At 62.6% G+C, this 15,654-nt stretch carries 13 protein-coding genes; 4 read left to right on the top strand and 9 right to left on the bottom strand.

What is annotated here, in order from left to right; translation table 11 throughout:
- Window positions 1-93 precede the first annotated feature (93 nt).
- Window positions 94-1,674, top strand: a complete 1,581-nt coding sequence (locus I2I01_RS02825; RefSeq protein WP_196284897.1) for an FAD-dependent oxidoreductase — start codon at window positions 94-96, stop codon at window positions 1,672-1,674.
- 226 nt (window positions 1,675-1,900) lie between these two features.
- Here I2I01_RS02825 and I2I01_RS02820 read toward each other — a convergent pair whose 3' ends face one another.
- Both I2I01_RS02820 and I2I01_RS02815 read right to left on the bottom strand, forming a co-directional pair.
- Window positions 1,901-3,013 (bottom strand): VWA domain-containing protein, encoded by a 1,113-nt coding sequence (locus tag I2I01_RS02820; RefSeq protein WP_196284896.1) that lies wholly within the window; start codon window positions 3,011-3,013, stop codon window positions 1,901-1,903.
- Between the two features lie 148 nt (window positions 3,014-3,161).
- Complete coding sequence (locus I2I01_RS02815; protein WP_211537782.1) at window positions 3,162-3,758, bottom strand: FMN-dependent NADH-azoreductase; 597 nt, start codon at window positions 3,756-3,758, stop codon at window positions 3,162-3,164.
- A gap of 209 nt (window positions 3,759-3,967) precedes the next feature.
- On the opposite strand from I2I01_RS02815, the gene I2I01_RS02810 reads away from it, so the two are divergent.
- Entirely contained in the window at window positions 3,968-4,369 is a 402-nt protein-coding gene (locus tag I2I01_RS02810) for a winged helix-turn-helix transcriptional regulator (RefSeq protein WP_196284895.1), read from the top strand.
- 115 nt (window positions 4,370-4,484) lie between these two features.
- On the opposite strand, the gene I2I01_RS02805 is transcribed toward I2I01_RS02810, so the two are convergent.
- The 7 genes from I2I01_RS02805 to I2I01_RS02775 all read right to left on the bottom strand — a co-directional run bounded on the left by I2I01_RS02805 (window position 4,485) and on the right by I2I01_RS02775 (window position 14,399).
- The gene (locus I2I01_RS02805) at window positions 4,485-6,794 is read right to left on the bottom strand and encodes a DUF5682 family protein (protein WP_196284894.1); all 2,310 of its coding nucleotides are present in this window, start codon (window positions 6,792-6,794) and stop codon (window positions 4,485-4,487) included.
- A 62-nt stretch (window positions 6,795-6,856) separates the two neighbouring features.
- Window positions 6,857-7,759 carry an NAD(P)/FAD-dependent oxidoreductase gene (locus tag I2I01_RS02800; RefSeq protein ID WP_196284893.1) on the bottom strand — a complete coding sequence of 301 codons (903 nt, stop codon included), beginning with the start codon at window positions 7,757-7,759 and terminating at the stop codon, window positions 6,857-6,859.
- Between the two features lie 166 nt (window positions 7,760-7,925).
- Window positions 7,926-8,798, bottom strand: a complete 873-nt coding sequence (locus tag I2I01_RS02795; RefSeq protein ID WP_196284892.1) for a DUF6414 family protein — start codon at window positions 8,796-8,798, stop codon at window positions 7,926-7,928.
- Between the two features lie 36 nt (window positions 8,799-8,834).
- Entirely contained in the window at window positions 8,835-9,926 is a 1,092-nt protein-coding gene (locus I2I01_RS02790) for an ATP-binding protein (protein ID WP_196284891.1), read from the bottom strand.
- Between the two features lie 199 nt (window positions 9,927-10,125).
- Window positions 10,126-13,299 carry a DUF5691 domain-containing protein gene (locus I2I01_RS02785; RefSeq protein WP_196284890.1) on the bottom strand — a complete coding sequence of 1,058 codons (3,174 nt, stop codon included), beginning with the start codon at window positions 13,297-13,299 and terminating at the stop codon, window positions 10,126-10,128.
- A 180-nt stretch (window positions 13,300-13,479) separates the two neighbouring features.
- Complete coding sequence (locus tag I2I01_RS02780; RefSeq protein ID WP_196284889.1) at window positions 13,480-13,839, bottom strand: Imm51 family immunity protein; 360 nt, start codon at window positions 13,837-13,839, stop codon at window positions 13,480-13,482.
- Between the two features lie 17 nt (window positions 13,840-13,856).
- Entirely contained in the window at window positions 13,857-14,399 is a 543-nt protein-coding gene (locus tag I2I01_RS02775; RefSeq protein ID WP_196284888.1) for a hypothetical protein, read from the bottom strand.
- Between the two features lie 73 nt (window positions 14,400-14,472).
- Here I2I01_RS02775 and I2I01_RS02770 point away from each other — a divergent pair, with 73 nt between their 5' ends.
- Window positions 14,473-14,937 carry a hypothetical protein gene (locus tag I2I01_RS02770; protein ID WP_196284887.1) on the top strand — a complete coding sequence of 155 codons (465 nt, stop codon included), beginning with the start codon at window positions 14,473-14,475 and terminating at the stop codon, window positions 14,935-14,937.
- Between the two features lie 49 nt (window positions 14,938-14,986).
- Complete coding sequence (locus I2I01_RS02765) at window positions 14,987-15,571, top strand: hypothetical protein (protein WP_196284886.1); 585 nt, start codon at window positions 14,987-14,989, stop codon at window positions 15,569-15,571.
- Window positions 15,572-15,654 lie beyond the last annotated feature (83 nt).

The following is a 15,654-nucleotide window of genomic DNA, read 5'->3' as shown; positions in this document are numbered from 1 at the left end:
TTGGAAGCTTGCTCGCAGACCCCATAAGCCTCCTGGTTCGCTACAAACAGGGAACTGCCGTATGAGCAACCACTTTAACACTCTTCAATTCCAATGGCTGACCCTGCCAAGCCCCCGCTGCCCGGCCCCGACCTGCTCACCGACGGCATTCCGCTCGCCGACCTCGCCGATGGCGCCACGGCCACCGGCCACGCCCTGGGCGAACCCGTTCTGCTGGCTCGGCGCGGGGAGGAAATCTTCGCCATCTCGGCCAAATGCAGCCACCTGGGCGCGCCGCTAGGCAAGGGCTTGCTGGTGGATGACACCGTGCGCTGCCCCTGGCATCACGCCTGCTTCAGCCTGCGCACCGGCGAGGCCCTACGCGCCCCCGCCCTCGACCCGCTGCCCTGTTGGACGGTGACCCAGCGCGACGGCCGCGCCTTCGTTACCGGCAAACAAACCCGCGACCCACTGGCGCCCGTCGGCCCCACCGAAAAGCAGGCTTACCCCGTCGCCGTGGTCATCATTGGGGCGGGCGCGGCGGGCAGCGCGGCGGCCGAAATGCTGCGTCGCGAAGGCTACGAGGGAAGTATCACCATGCTCGACGGCGAAGCCGAAGCACCCTACGACCGGACCATGCTATCCAAGAGCTTCCCGGCTGATGAGAAAAAGCCGGTAAGCTTGCGGCCCGCTGATTTTTACGCCCTGCACAACATTGAGCTGGTACGCGGAGAAGTGTCCCGCATTGAAGTGCCTGGTCGCCGCGTGCTGCTGGCTGACGGCGCGGCGCATGCCTACGACCGGCTACTTTTGGCCACCGGCGCCTCGCCCTTATCGCTAGACATTCCGGGCCATGACCTGCCGCACGTGCACGTGCTGCGCTCCTTGGCCGACCACCACGCCATTGCGACCAGTGCCGCCGCGGCGAAGCGGGCGGTGGTGCTGGGCGCCAGCTTTATTGGGCTGGAAGTGGCGGCGGCCCTGCGCACCAAAGGTTTGGAGGTGCACGTGGTGGCGCCCGACGAACTACCTCTGGCGAAAGTACTGGGACCGGAACTGGGCGAAATCGTGCGGAAGCTACACCAAGACAAAGGCGTATTTTTTCATCTGGAGCAAAAGGCCACCCGCATCGAAGCCGACGCGGTGACCTTGGAAAACGGCGACCGACTGCCGGCCGATTTGGTGGTGGCCGGCATCGGCGTGCGGCCCCGGCTGGCATTGGCGGAAACCGCTGGGCTGGCGCTCGACAAGGGCGTGAGTGTGAACGAATACCTCGAAACCAGTGCGCCGGGCGTCTTCGCAGCCGGCGACATTGCTCGTTGGCCCGACCCACACTCAGGCCAGAACATCCGGGTGGAGCACTGGGTGGTGGCCCAGCGCCAGGGCCAGACGGCCGCCCGCAACATGCTGGGCCAGCGCGAGAAATTTGAGGCCGTGCCCTTCTTCTGGAGCAAACATTACGACCTCTCCGTTCGCTACGTGGGCCACGCCGAAAAGTGGGACGAAGCCCAGGTGAGCGGCGATTTGGCCAAGCAGGAGTTCTCTATTGCGTACAAAGCCGGCGGCAAAACCATGGCCGTGGCCAGCGTGAAGCGCGACGTGGACAACCTGAAAGCCGAAGTGGCCCTGGAAGCCGACGACGCGGACGCGCTGGCGGCGTTACTAGATGGTGAAAAGGCGGCTCAAGCCGGATAATGAAGGGCCGTCCTGCTGAGCGTAGCCGAAGCATCTCGCTCGCGCCGTCTGTCATGCTGACAAAGGAAGCAACTTATCACCACTGAACGACAGTCGTTCTTACTTGATAAGGTCCTTCGTCTCTGCTCGAGTCGCAGAATGCTCAGGATGACAGACGGCGCGGTAGAGATGCTTCGGCTGCGCTCAGCAGGACGGCCCTTCGGGTCAAATGAAACTGGGTTTCGCGCTACACCTCCAGTTTTTGCCCCTGAATGGCCTTGGCCATTAGTTCCGGAAACTTAGCCGGCGTGCAGGCGAAGCTGGGAATGCCCAGCGCCGCCAGTTGCTCGGCCACGCGGCGGTCGAAGCTCGGGGCACCGTCGTCGCTCAGGGCCAGCAGCACCACCACGTTCACGCCGGCAGCTTTGAGGGCAGCGGCGCGCTTTATCATTTCCTTCTCGTTGCCGCCCTCGTAGAGGTCGGTGATGAGGACAAGGATGGTGTCGGTAGGGCGCGAAATTAGTTGCTGGCAGTAGGTGAGGGCCAGGTTGATGTCGGTGCCGCCGCCTAATTGTACGCCGAAAAGCAGGTCCACTGGGTCGTGCAGGTTTTCGCTCAGGTTCACCACGGCCGTGTCGAACACCACCATGTGGGTTTTCACGGCTTTGAGCGAGGCCAGCACCGCCCCAAACACGCCTGCATAAACAACAGATGAGGCCATCGAGCCGCTTTGGTCCACGCAGAGCACGATTTCCTTTAGTGCCTGCCCGCGCCGGCCGAAACCCACCAGCCGCTCCGGAATCACGGTTTTGTGGGCAGCCTGGTAGTGCTTGAGGTTGGCCCGAATGGTGGCGCCCCAGTCGATTTCGTGGTAGCGCGGGCGCGGGTTGCGCACGGCCCGGCTCAGGGCGCCCTGCACGGCTTGGCGCAGCGGGTTGGCTAGCTTTTTTTCCAGCTCGCGCACCACTTTGGTGATGACCTCGCGGGCCGTTGCCTTGGCCTTCTGCGGCATTACCCGGCTCAAGGACATCAGCGTGCCCACCAAGTGCACGTCGGCCTGCACCGTGCGCAGAATCTCGGGCTCCAGCAGCAGCTGGTTCAGGCCCAGGCGCGTCATGGCGTCTTGCTGCATCACGGCCACCACTTCGGTGGGAAAGTACTCCCGAATGTCGCCCAGCCAGCGGCTCACGCGCGGCGCGGAGCCGCCCAAACCTGCTTTCCGCTCCGATTTGTCGCCGTCGTAGAGGGCGGTGAGCACGTCGTCCATGCGGCCGTAGTCGGGCGGCAGGGGCACGGCGTCGGCCGCGTCGGCGGCACTGCCGAGCACGAGTTTCCAGCGGGTAGGAGTGGAGGAGGACATGGGCGGGCGTAGTCGGGAAGTTGGCGGCCGTAAATATGGGAATGAGGCAGCTGAAAATGCAGAGACGCGACACTTCGCGTCTCCCCCTTGAACGACATCGTCCGCACGGGAGCCGCGAAGTATCGCGTCTCTACAGCTTTACCGGTCTTTATACCGCCACGCTGTCCACCGCCTTGGCTAGTGCGGTAGGCTCCAGGTCGGGGATGCTGGTGCCTTCCACCCGCACCACTTCCACATCGGTGAGGCCGATGAAGCCCAGCACCGGCTTCAGGTAGGGCGCCATGAAATCGTAGGCGGCCATGGGGGAGCCGCCGGAATACACGCCGCCGCTGGCTAGGGCGAGGTACACCTTTTTGCCCGTGAGCAGGCCTTGGGGGCCATTGGGACCATACTTGAAAGTGACCCCGGCCCGCACCACGTGGTCGAGCCAGGCCTTGAGCGAGGAGGAGATGCTGAAATTGTACATGGGCGAGCCAATGACCAGCACATCGGCCGCCAGCACCTCGTCAATCACCTCATCGGAGTGCTGCACGGCGGTAGCCTGGCCGGGCGTGCGGGCTTCGGCCGGCGTGAAGATGCCCTGCACAAAAACCTCTTCGAGGTGGGGCAGCGGGTGGTTGCTGAGGTTGCGCTCGTGCACCGTGCTGCCGGGGTGGGCGGCCAGGAGCTTGGCCACAATTTGATGGCCCAGCCGGGCGCTGTAGGAATTGGAACGGGGGCTGGAAATGATGTGCAGAATATGCATGATGGAGTGGGGCCAGCCGCAATGGTGTGGGCTGACTGGCCCGGCAAACCTATCTGCCCCTCAAGCCCAATTCCTAGGTGATTCTCAAAACAGTACCGGTACTGCAAACAGTAGCTTTCTGGCCCACAGTTCGTTGCGCGGCCGCTCGTCCGGCCCTGGCAAACTTCCCGGCCGGCCGTTGGTAGTAGAGCCAAACGACTATTTCTGCTATGGCTCCCGAAACAGTTGCGCCCCGTGCCGCCTCCGTTCAACTCGACTTCTCCCGCGCCGGCGAGTGCCGCAGTGCCCACCGGTCGGTGCGCGACACCCTGGATGTGGTGGGTGGCAAGTGGAAACTGGTGATTCTGGCGGCGCTGGCGGAGCGCAAATACCGCTTTAAGGAGTTGAGCCGGGCCCTCGGTATTTCACCCAGCATGCTCTCCAAGGAGCTGCAGGAGATGGAAATGGACCGGCTGGTGACGCGCACCGTGCTCAACACCACGCCCCAAACCGTGGAATACGAGGTGACTGAATACAGCAAAACCCTCGGGGAGGTGCTACAGGCCCTGCGCAACTGGGGCGAGATGCACCACGAAACCATCGTGGGGAAAAAGCGGCAGGCAGTGCGTTAGGCTGCGCTAAAAGAGCGTCATGCAGAGCGCAGCGAAGCATCTCGCCAGCACAACTAATTTCCTTAGATTGAGTCACTCTTGCACGCGAGATGCTTCGCTGCGCTCTGCATGACGGTCACACCCCCAGCAACTCCCGCAGCCCTGGCAGCACCAGCGCCCCGCGCTCCCAGTCGAAATCCTCCGCCTCTGTTGCGGCCGCAACTGGCGCATCGGAACTGGCAATCTCCAGAATCTGCCGCCGCTCGGGCAGCGAGAAGTCGGTGAAGGCGCGGCGGAGCAGCGGCACGATTTCGCGAAAAGTTTCTTCGTTTAGGTCACCTAACCAGCCATCCAGCAGGTCGAACAGCTCGCGGTGGTGAATGAGCAGCAGGCCCGAGCCGCGCAGGAAGCCCTCAATCCAGGCGGTGGCGTAATCTGTGGGCTGGGCAGGGGCCAGGGCCAGGCCGAGGGCCGTGGCGGTATCGTCCGGGTCGGTTTGCTGTGCGTCGAATAGCAGGCGAGTGGCGGCGCCGGCCAGCAGGCCGTTGCTGGCCGGGTTGCGCTGCACAGCGGCCAGAGCGGCGTACCAGTCGGCTTCGTGCGCGTCGTTTTGCAGCAGGCGGATGGCCTGGTGGGTGGCTTCGAGACGGGCTAAAAGGGCCTTGGCCGCATCGTAATCGAGGCCGACGCAGGCGACGGGCAGGCCGATGCACAGGCGTGGCACCAGTTGCTGCACCACTTGGGCTACTTGGGCGGTATCGGTGCGGCGCACATTGCCATAGCGTAGCACCTGGGCCAGCGGGGGCAGGGCGGCCAGCAGGTGGGTCACGTCGCGGGTGTCGGCCCCAATGGTTTCGAGCCGGGCCACCAGCGCCGGAATGGCTGGCCCCAGGTCGGCGCGCAGGGCTTCTTCGAGTAACGTGCTCACGGCTTCGAGGCTGGTGGCTTCGGCGGCGCGAGCGGTGGCGCGGGCGGCGGCGGCTGCCAGCACGGTATTGCCCCAGCGGCCGGCTTCTATCACAGCCAGAGCCATTTCGGGCTCCCATTCCAGCGTCCAGAGCTCGTGGAAGGTGCCGCTTTTGCCCGACACTTCCTCCGGCTCGCCCCAGTTGATGTCGAGCAGGCGCAGGCGGTGCAGCAGGTGGCTGCGGTCGAGTTGGGCGGGCTGGCGCAGGTCGAGGTCGAGCGGCTTGGCCACGGCTTCGGGTTTGAGGCGTAGCGTTTTCTGCTGCTGGGCCAGGTCTTGCTGCAGGGGCGTAGCGGGCAGGCCGGCGGGCACCTCGCCCAGCTTGTGTCCAATCACTAGCTCCTTGTGCACTAGCGCCAATGGCTCGGCGTAGCCTCCGCCCAAAATGGCCACGGCAGCTTCCTGCAACTCATCAATGCCCGGCAGGGCCAGCCCGCGCACACTGGCCAGCGCCGCCGCCAGCCGCACGCCCTCAATGGCGTGGGCCGAGGAGGCGTCCACGTCCTGCCCGCGCAGCAGGCGGGTGGCGCGCACCATCCAGTGCGTGAGCACCTCAGCGCGGGGCTGAGCAAAAAGCAGTTCGTACCAGGCCGGCGACAGCACCCCCGCGCCGTAGCCCGAGCTAAACGACAGCCGCTCGTAGGTCCACGGAATCCAGGTGGTTTCGGTGGGCACTTTCTTCAGGCCTTTCAGCCGGGCTTTATCTTCCTTTTTCAGCAGTTCGGCTTGCAGCACCGGCGCGTGCCAGGCCCCGCACACTGCCGCCACCCGCGGGTAGCCCTGGGCCAGGGTAGCACGCAGGGTTTCGCGCATGAAGGCCTCGCGCAGCAGGGTTTCTTCGGTTTCGGGGCGTTTTAGCTCCTCCCGCAGGGCCGTCATCAGGTCCAGCACCACGGCAAAGGTATCGGCGTTCCCGGGGGCGTGCTCCAGGTGGGTTTCCCACCACTGCTCCGAGTCGGTATAGCCGGCCAGGCGGGCAATGTAGGCCACAGGGTCGGTGTCGGGTTCGACCTCCGGTGCTTCACCCCCTTCAGCAGAAACAGGAGTCGCTTCGGCGCCTGAAGCTTCGTCATACTCCCGAGCCGGTGCATCCACTTCGGGGGAAAGGGGAGTGGGGGGAGGGGTTTCGCCAAGCGGCATCAAAGCTGCTTCCCGCATTCCAAACCGCAAACTCATTGGCAAGTCCATGCACCGCACGTGCGCCGCATTACGCGCCGCCCAGTGCACCGCCTGCCACTCCGGCGAAAACTCCGCGAATGGCAGAAACGAAGCCTGCCCTTGCAGCTTGGGGTTATACACTAGCAGCGCCACGGGCGGCACCAGTTCGGGGTTGGTGGCGGTGGCCAGGGCGCTTTCGGCATCGGCGGGGCATTCGAGCAGAATGATGTCGGGCCGGAAGTCGTCGAGCGCCGCTACCAGGCTGGCAGCGCTGCCGGGGCCGTGGTGGCGAATGCCGAACAGGCGGAGGTCGGAAGGCATAGGGCGGAAATGCAGGGCAGGGGCTGCAAATGAACAACACCCCGCCCAACCCTTCCCGCGTTTTAAGTAAAACTTTCGTCAATCAGCTCCTTGTTGAGGACGGCCCCGGCCTTGGAGCCCGCCGCCACGGCGGCCGCTACGGCCCGCATGGGCGTGGTGTTGTCGCCGGCTGCGTACACGCCTGCCACGCTGGTGCGCTGAAAATCATCCACCTGCACGTAGCCCATCTCCGTGATGGCGCAGCCCAGCTGCTGAGCCAGCGTGCCGGGAAGTGCGAAGGGCACGCGGGCAAAAACCCCATCGAGCGGGTAGCTGCTGCCATCGGCCAGCTGCACGGCGCGGAGTTGGCCTTGGTCGTGCGCAAGGCCGCGGATGGGCGTTTCGACCACGCCAACTAGGTGGCGGGCCAACGTGGCCCGCTGGGATTCAGTGAGCGTGGCCGGGCCGTCGGTAAACAACGTGAGCTGGGCAGACCATTGCCGAATTAACCGAGCAAATTCAAAGCCCACGTCGCCATTTCCGAGCACGCCTAGGCGCTGGTCGGCCACTTCGTAGCCGTGGCAGTAGGGGCAGTGTAGCACCGAGATGCCCCAGCACTCAGCAAAGCCCGGCAAGGCGGGCAGCATGTCGGTAATGCCGGTGGCCAGCACCACTTTCCGGGCCTTAATGCTAGTGCCAGCGGCCGTTTCGATGCGGAAACCGCCCTCGACGGACGCGGCTGTCAGCGCCTCGTCGGCCCGTAACTCGATGGTGGGGTACTGTAGCACCTGCTCAATGGCCCGGGCGCGTAGGGCCGCCGGCGTGGCGCCATCCTGCGTGAGGAAGTTGTGCGAATGGGGCGTCTGGCGGTTGCAGGGCCGGCCGGTGTCGAGGATTAGCACCCGGCGGCGGGCGCGGCCCAGGGCCATGGCAGCGGAAAGACCGGCGTAGCTCCCGCCGATAATTAGAATGTCAAATTCTTGCATGAAAAGGAAGGTTGAAAGCAGCCGCGCTACCTGCGGGCCATTGGGGCTGACGCGGGCTGGCGAACCTCCTTACAGCGTTAGTTATGATGTTGGAGCTATAGGCTAGCGGCGGATGCCAAATAGGCAGAGGTCGAAAGGCTTAGTTGTTACAGCGGAGCGATAAATACTAGGCGTAGATAGAAATTGGAATCACTTGAAGTACTGGTCCCGCAATTGTGGTATTAATCTCAACATCCTTCAATCCATGCTGCGCTAAATTCCGAAATCCCGAAAAGAATTTTTCTAGCATTGGAGGTGAAAAATTGCCTAAACTTGTTTTTCTAAGAAGATTAATTTCTTCATCGGCTGAAGTAATGACTCTAATAGTCTTTCCTAGAACGTAAAAATCTCCATCGACTATATCAGATAGAGAAGGGTCATTTAGATAGTCCCTATCAATAGTTAAAACAACCTTAAATTCCTCTTTGCCTTTGTTGTCACCTACTAGGTCAAGGCTACCTTCTAATTTTAGTTGTTTGACTAATATTTCAAACTGGTTGATAAGCTTGCTGTCGGATTGTTCTTTGGACTTATTAGTCTTATTCGAATGATTGTTTTCTTGAAATTCTTGAATAAGTTTGAATAAAGCCAAATGGCTTTCTAATGCATCTATAGCTGGATTCTTTCGAAGAGTAGCTTTAAATAGGATAAAATCACCAGTGTTAGATTGCAATATATTCTCTTTTTTACAAAGATTTTTCTCTTCTAACAAGGATATTAATTTGCCGAAAAGTGAGTTTGGAGTGTGAATTTTTTTAGTCTCAGATGCTACTTCATTTCCATCTTTATTGTTTTTGCCAGCTTCACCTGACATTTTAATTCCTAGAAATGCAAATACATTATTTAGACCAACTTCTCCTTGCGACTTTAGCGCTGTTTCGATTGAGGTTGAAGAAACAGTTTTCAATGTTTGAAAATGGCTGAATCCATCTTCTAACATGGCGAGTATGTCAAATACATACTTTTGATTTAGATAAATAGGGATTGGGAATTTCGTCATAATGTTGGTGGGTGTATAGTAATTGATTATCAAAAATTATTCCACCACCTCCCGGCACGCCCGGTACAAGTCCTTCCAGCCTTCGCGCTCCTTCACCACGGTTTCGAGGTATTCGAGCCACACCACGCGGTCGGGGGCGGGGTCTTTGATGACGGCGCCGGTGAGGCCGGCGGCCAGGTCGGGCGCGCGCAGGGTGCCGTCGCCGAAGTAGGCGGCCAGGGCCAGGCCGGCGTTCATCACCGAGATGGCCTCGCCAGTGCTGAGCGTGCCGCTGGGGCTCTTAAGCTTGGTTTTGCCGTTGTCGGTCACGCCTTGGCGCAGCTCCCGGAACACGGTGACGAGGCGGCTGATTTCGGCTAGGGCAGGGGCTTCCACGGGCAGCTGAAGGGCCTGGCCCTGCTTAGCCACGCGGGTTTGCACGATGTGCACTTCCTCGGCCAGGGTGGCGGGCAGGGGCAGCACCACGGCGTTGAAGCGACGGCGCAGGGCGCTGCTCAGCTCGTTCACGCCCCGGTCCCGGTCGTTGGCCGTGGCGATGACGTTGAAGCCCTGCCGGGCCTGAATTTCGGTGCTCAACTCGGGGATGGGCAGCACTTTCTCAGACAGCATGGTGAGCAGCGTATCCTGCACATCGGAGGGGATGCGCGTCAGTTCTTCGATGCGGACGAGCTGGCCGGTTTCCATGCCCTGGTAAAGGGGGCTGGGCACCAGCGCGCCTAGTGTGGGGCCTTCGGCCAGCAGGCGGGCGTAGTTCCAGGAGTAGCGCAGGCTGTCTTCGGCGGTGCCGGCGGTGCCCTGCACCAGCAGGTTGGTATGCCCGCTGATGGCCGCCGTCAGGTGCTCGCTCACCCAGCTTTTGGCCGTGCCGGGCACGCCCAGCAGCAGCAGGGCGCGGTCCGTAGCCAGGGTGGCCACGGCAATTTCCATCAGCCGCCGCTGGCCGATGTACTTGGGCTCCACCTCAAACCCGTTGTCGAGCTTGCCGCCCAGTAAGTACGTCACCACCGCCCAGGGCGAAAGCTGCCAGCCCGGCGGCTTGGGGCGGTCCTGGTCGAGGGCTTTGAGGGCGGCGAGCTCTTCGGCGTAGAGGTCTTCGGCGTGGGGGCGGAGCAGGGCGGTGGGCGTCATGGAGTTTGGGGGTGTGAGGGCAGGAGGGTGTGGGGGTAGGAGTTTATTTGGCGTCATGCCGAGCGCAGCACCTTTACTGCGCAACGCAATTATTTACCATTGCGGTAAAGATGCTTCGTTGCGCTCGGCATGACGTGCTGTTTTGATGACGTTCCGTTTTCATGACGTTCCGTTTTCATGACGTTCTGATTTATCGAATTCACTCGCTCAGCGACCCTTCCAAGTCGGCCTGGAAGCGCAGGGTGTCGGTGAATTCGTGGAGTTGAGGAAGGAAGGTCTGGTGTAGGTCGGGAATGACTTCAGCTTGCTGAATGATGGCTGCCGAATCGGCGGGAGAAGTACTGGGAGCCACAGTTTGGGGCAGCAGCCACGCCAACTGGCGCAGGTGGTAGGGCGGCGCATTGACCTGGTACAGGGTGGCCGTGTTGGCCAACTGGCTGGCAATAGCCCTCACAACTGCCAGACTGAAAGCGCGGGGCCAGGGCGCGGGCACCAAGCCGAGGTCCTGCGTCCAATTGGGCACCTGGCGGCGCACACGCTCTAAAATTGGCTCAAGCACCAGCTCCTGCCGGGCCTTGTCGGGAAGCATAGCAGCCAAGGAAATCCAGTCGATGCCCCGGTCACCGTGGGCTTTTTCCAGGGCCGGCCGCTCGTTCAGCCACAGGCTAAGAAAGGCAGCGGCAAAGTCCGAATCCCGGTGCAGCAGCGTGCTTTGGCCCCAGGCCGAGAGCAGTGGGAGTGCCCATTCCGAAGCCAGGGCCGCAGCCAGAAGTTCAGCCGGCGTCAGGCCGAGGTGGGCGGTCCAGCGGCGGGGCGGCAGCAGGGTCAGCAGGTTGGCGAGGCGAGCGGTGGCGGGCCCCACGGCCGTTTTAAACGTAGCCCCATAAGGCGACAGAAAACGGGCATTTTTCTCCTCAATGCCATCGGCCAGCCAGGACTTGTCCCAGGCCTCGGGGAGGATAACGTCGAGCTCCGGCTTGCCCAGGCCCAGCAGCTTGCGCTTGGCCGTGAGTAGCGGCGCGGCCCGAGCCCACAGCCGCTCGGTGAGCGCCGCTCCTGGCAGCTGCACCAGCAGCTCAGCGGCTAGCCGACGCACGTCCTGGCCGCGGGCTTTCAGCAGGGCCTCCAGCGCGGGCTCGGCGTCGGGGTGCAGGTGCCCCGCCAGAATTTCGAGGAAGGCCTCCTGCGCCTTGGCCGGCTCGGCGGGCAGGGCGGCCAGGAGCAGCGCGCGGGCCTCGTCGGGGGCCAGGGCGAAGCGTTCGGCCAGCCAGGCGCGGCGCTGGGGCAGCGTGCCGGTTTCCCAGGTTTCGGTGGTGGCCGGACTGCTTGCAGCGGGGGCAGCGACATCGGCCAATTTGGCCCAATCGGGGTTTTGCCGGCTCAGCCAGAGGCCGCGTGCGCCCAGCACCGGCCCCAGCGCCGCCCGCGTATCAGCCGAGCGAACGGCGTGGTGCAGCAGCGGCACCAGCAGGGCCGGCGGCACCCGCAAATCGCGGCCCGCCAAGCGGGTGAGGTAGTCGGGTAGCAGCTCCAGATGCAAGTTGTTGACGAGCATCTGGTGCAGGTGGGCCGTGCCCTTGGGGCCCACCACCGGTAGCAGTTCGGGCGGCGCGGGCGCAAGGGCGGGCGTGGTAGCTGTAGCGGGCCGGTGGCCGGCCTTGCGCATGAGGGCCAGGGTACCGGCAGCCAGCAGGAGCTGCTGCTCAGGCGAAGCAGCGGGCGTGGGGAAGGCGGGAACGGTTTCGCCGCTTTGGCGCGTGCCGAGCAGGGCAATGCGAAGGAGCTGAGCGGCACTGGGTAATACCGCTGCGCCCGTGGGGGCTTTATCCTCTAATTCTTTGGCTTCGGGAGAGAGAAAACCAGACTTACTTCTGATGTCAGTGGGGTTGAAATCGGACTCACGAACGGGCCTTTCTTCCTTATCAGTGAATGCGGCAAAGGGGAAAGCCCCAGGAGGCGAAACACCCAACCAGCTGCTCAGCGGCCGAAACGCCTGCCCATCCCACTCGCCAAACAGCGTCAGCGGCTGTCCTCCACTTTCGGCTAGCAGCTGCCAGCCAAAGTCCTCATCGGTGAGGCGCAACGGCAGCGTGCCGGTTTCGGTGGCATGGTTCAGCTGCCAGCGGCCATCGGGCAGGGGCGTGGGCAGCACCTCGCTGAGAGTGGCGGGCCACTCGCGCAGCCAGGGCAGGCGGGCCATGGCGTCGGCGTAGTCGTATAGCAACTGGCTGATGGTTTGACCGGCAGGTACAGCGCCGAGCGGCACGGTACCATCAAACTTCACCTGAACCGGCGCGGCGCGCAAGGGCAGCAGGCCGGGGTAAAAAGCCAGCTCACCCAAGTAGCTGCCGTGCGGGATGAACGGCGTGCCAAAGGGCTGCCCGCCGAAGGAAAACTCCAGCACCAACGCGGTACGGCCGGTGTGACGGCCGTGCAGCCAGGTGCGGCGGGCGGTGAGCCGGTCTTCCTCCCAGCGGAATTGGCCCAGTATGCGCCAGGCATCGGCCACGGGCGGCGCAGTAGCCAGGAGGTCCTCTTTTTTGAGGTTGACGCCGACTTGCTGGAGGATTTCCGGCCGAGCCTCGGGGCTGAGCTGGGGTAGGTTCTGAAAGGCACGCACTAAAAGGTACAGCTCGCCCAGGCGGCCGAGCATGCGGGCCGGCCAGTCGGCGTGAGCATGGCGCAGGGTGGCCAGCTCGCGCACAACTGCAGCCAGGCCAGGCAACTGGTTGTCGACCAGGCGGGCGGCCTGGCTTTCCCAGAACTTCGCGGGCTGCTGGTCGAGGGTGGCCAGGCCGGCCCGCATTAGGTCCTCGAGCCAGGCGGCTAGGTCTTCAGCCCCGGCGGCCATGCGGGCCATGCGCTTGGCGTCGACATTGAGGCCAGCTGGTTTTGCCGGCTCATCGGCTGCCTCCGGGGTCGTAGTGCCGTCCAGGACAGCCGTAGCATCTGCCGAATCATCCTTATCGAGCAGAGCGGCTGCGGCCGCTGCTTTGGGGGCTTTCGCAACGGGCGTGGTTTTCTCGGCCTTTTTCTCCTGCGTTTGCTGGCGCTTGCTGAGCCACTCTTCCAGCCATGCCGGCGGCGTGCTTCCCGCCAGCAGTTCCGGCTGGCGGGCCATGAGCAGGAGCAGGCCGGCCCCGTGCTTGCAGGGAAACACCCGGCTCGGGCAGCTGCATTTAAAGGCGGGCTCCGTGAGGTCGATGCCGGTGAGGTAGGGCTTGCTACCGCTGCCGGCGCACTCGCCCCAGGCGGCCGTATCGGTCCGGCCCAGGTTGGCCCATTTGGCGGGTTTTAGCAGCTCCTGGCCCCGTTTCAGGGTGCCGGGGTCGGTGATGAGGGCCTGGGCTTGCGCTTCGGTGAAGGATATCATGGGAGCGGGGTAGGCGCCAAATGTAGGAGGATTTGCCGGTCTGAATGAACAGAATAAATCTGTCATCCTGAGCGCAGCGAAGGACCTTTTCATCGAATAACACTTGGCATCAACGGCTACCGCTCAAAAGTGAGATGGTCCTCCGTTGCGTTCAAGATGACAGACGTATTGTAATCAGCCTCACCTGAAAAAATCTGCCGGGTCGGCCTGGCTCAGGTACTGCTGCAGGTGCGGCAAAGTATCAAAATGAGGCAACACGCAGGTCATAAAATCGGCTACGGCCGCTGGCCCGCTGGCGTAGGCCACAAACGTGTGCCCACCCTCGCCAAACTCCAGCTCCTCCAGCAGCCCGGGCTGCTTTTCCTCGATGATGGTTTCGATGTGCTCGGCCCAGGAGTCGGCCGTGCCGCCAAAGCCGTAGTGCTGGAACAGTTGGTAATAGTCGTCCAGCCCGCCCACGTCGGCGAAGATGAGCAGTTGGTATTCGGGCTGCACCGCCGGCGGTGCGGCCGTGACCTGGAAAGGAAAAGTAGCGGACATGGCGGTGAAAGTACGGCTTACTTGCGCCGCCGGCGCACCAGCAACAGGCCCAGACAGGCCACCGCCAATGCCGCAATCAGGGCGTCGCGCACGAAATGGCCTTGCTTGGCTTCCGCTACTTCGGCTTCGAGGTCGCGCTGTTTGGCGAGCTGCTGTTTTTCGCGCTGGCGCAGGTTTTGGGTTTCGTTTTCCAATTCCAGCAGGCGCTGGGCAGTGAGGTTGCGGTCGTCGCGGGAAGTGCTTTCCAGCTTGGTGGTAGTGGCGGCCAGCCGCACCGAAGTGGTGGTGGCTTTCTGGGCCGTCTCGTTGAGCACGTCCACAATTTGCTGGTCCTTGTCGACGATGCCCTGCAGAGCATCTACCACTTCCTGCAAGTCCTTTTTGGAGGGCTTGTTGCCGAACAGGCTGTGGCGCTGGGCGCTGGCTTCGGCGTAGCGCCGCGTGAGCTCGGCCCGCTGTTGGAGCAGGCCGGGCAGACGACTGTCGGGCGTCACGGCCGGGGCCTGGGCGGCGCTGAGCAGGGGTAGCAGGGACGCCGCCGCGAAGCAAAACCGAAACATAAGCTGCTGTGTAGTTCTTTGTAGGCCGGAAAACAGTGGAGAAAACGGCATTGGTATGAAGAAAATCCAGTTAATGAAAAAAGCCAGCGTCCTGCTGCTGGCCGCATTGGGCGTGTGGGGCTGCGAAACCATCCGTCCGAAAACTCCGCCCACCTACGGCGGCGCCGTGTCGGAGGGCCTGCACGAAAAAGGCGCGAGCGGCGTGCTGCCCTTCCTCGTTAAGGAAACCAGCACCGACACCACCTACGGCTTTACGGAAACCAACCCCGTGCGAGTTGGCGGCGGCAAGGAGGCTGGCGCCCGCAACCAGCAGCGTTACCTCAACGCGCTACTAGGTCCCAAAGGGCAGCCTATTGAATACCAGCTCGAAGGCAGCTGCTGCGCTTTTAAAATAGAGGCGGGCGGTGTGCTCAATGAAGGCCAGCTCGACATCTATTCCGTTACCTGGAAAGGCCGGAAAGAACCGCTGAAACTCTACCTCAACATGTACGAAGAGGGCGCGTTGGCCGCACCCATGGGGCTCACTGCGGCCCGGTAGCGGGTATGGCGCAACTCAGTTGGCTTTCGCCAGCCGTCCGGCGTAAAACATGAAAAGACTATTGCCATTCCTTTCGCTGCTGACGGCCAGCTGCGGAAGCTGCGAGCAGGTGCAGCTCACGCCCGACGAACGGGCCTGGTTTCCGGCGCATCCCAAAGGCAGCACCATCAGCTTCCGCAGCAACCGCGGCCATGCCAACACCATGACCCTGCTGGAGCAGCGCGAATGGTTCAGCAACACCGACTGCAACCAGCTGGAATCGGGGTCTTACCAGCCCATCCACGTGCAGTACGGCTTGGAGTCTGCTACGCTGTACGACCCCAAGCGGCCCTATTTCAGCATTGTGGCCGATAAAATCAGGCCCGACGTGCCTGCCCGGCTGCAGCTTAGCATGGCCGGCCTGGACTACCCGCTGCCCGCCGGCCAGAAAATTGGTCCCACCGACGTGCTGGTGCCGGAGCCCTGCCACCTGAGCAGCGGCAAAACCTATCCCGGTGCCTTTGTTTTTCGCGACGGCCAAAACGCCAAAAACTACGGCTCCGGCCGCATGAAATCCTTCCATTGGGACAAGCAGGCCGGCCTGATTCGCTACGAGCTGGCCGACGGGGAAGTGTTTGAGCGGGTGGGGGAGTAGAGTGATTCAGAGGAGAGGTTTCCGCCAAACTGATGTAAAATCTCTCCTTTAGCGGTAATTTTAACCTTGTTCTACCGCCGAAG

It is taken from the genome of Hymenobacter properus (assembly GCF_015694735.1).
In the GTDB taxonomy this organism is placed as follows: domain Bacteria; phylum Bacteroidota; class Bacteroidia; order Cytophagales; family Hymenobacteraceae; genus Hymenobacter; species Hymenobacter properus.
This window is presented reverse-complemented; position numbering and strand designations above follow the sequence as displayed.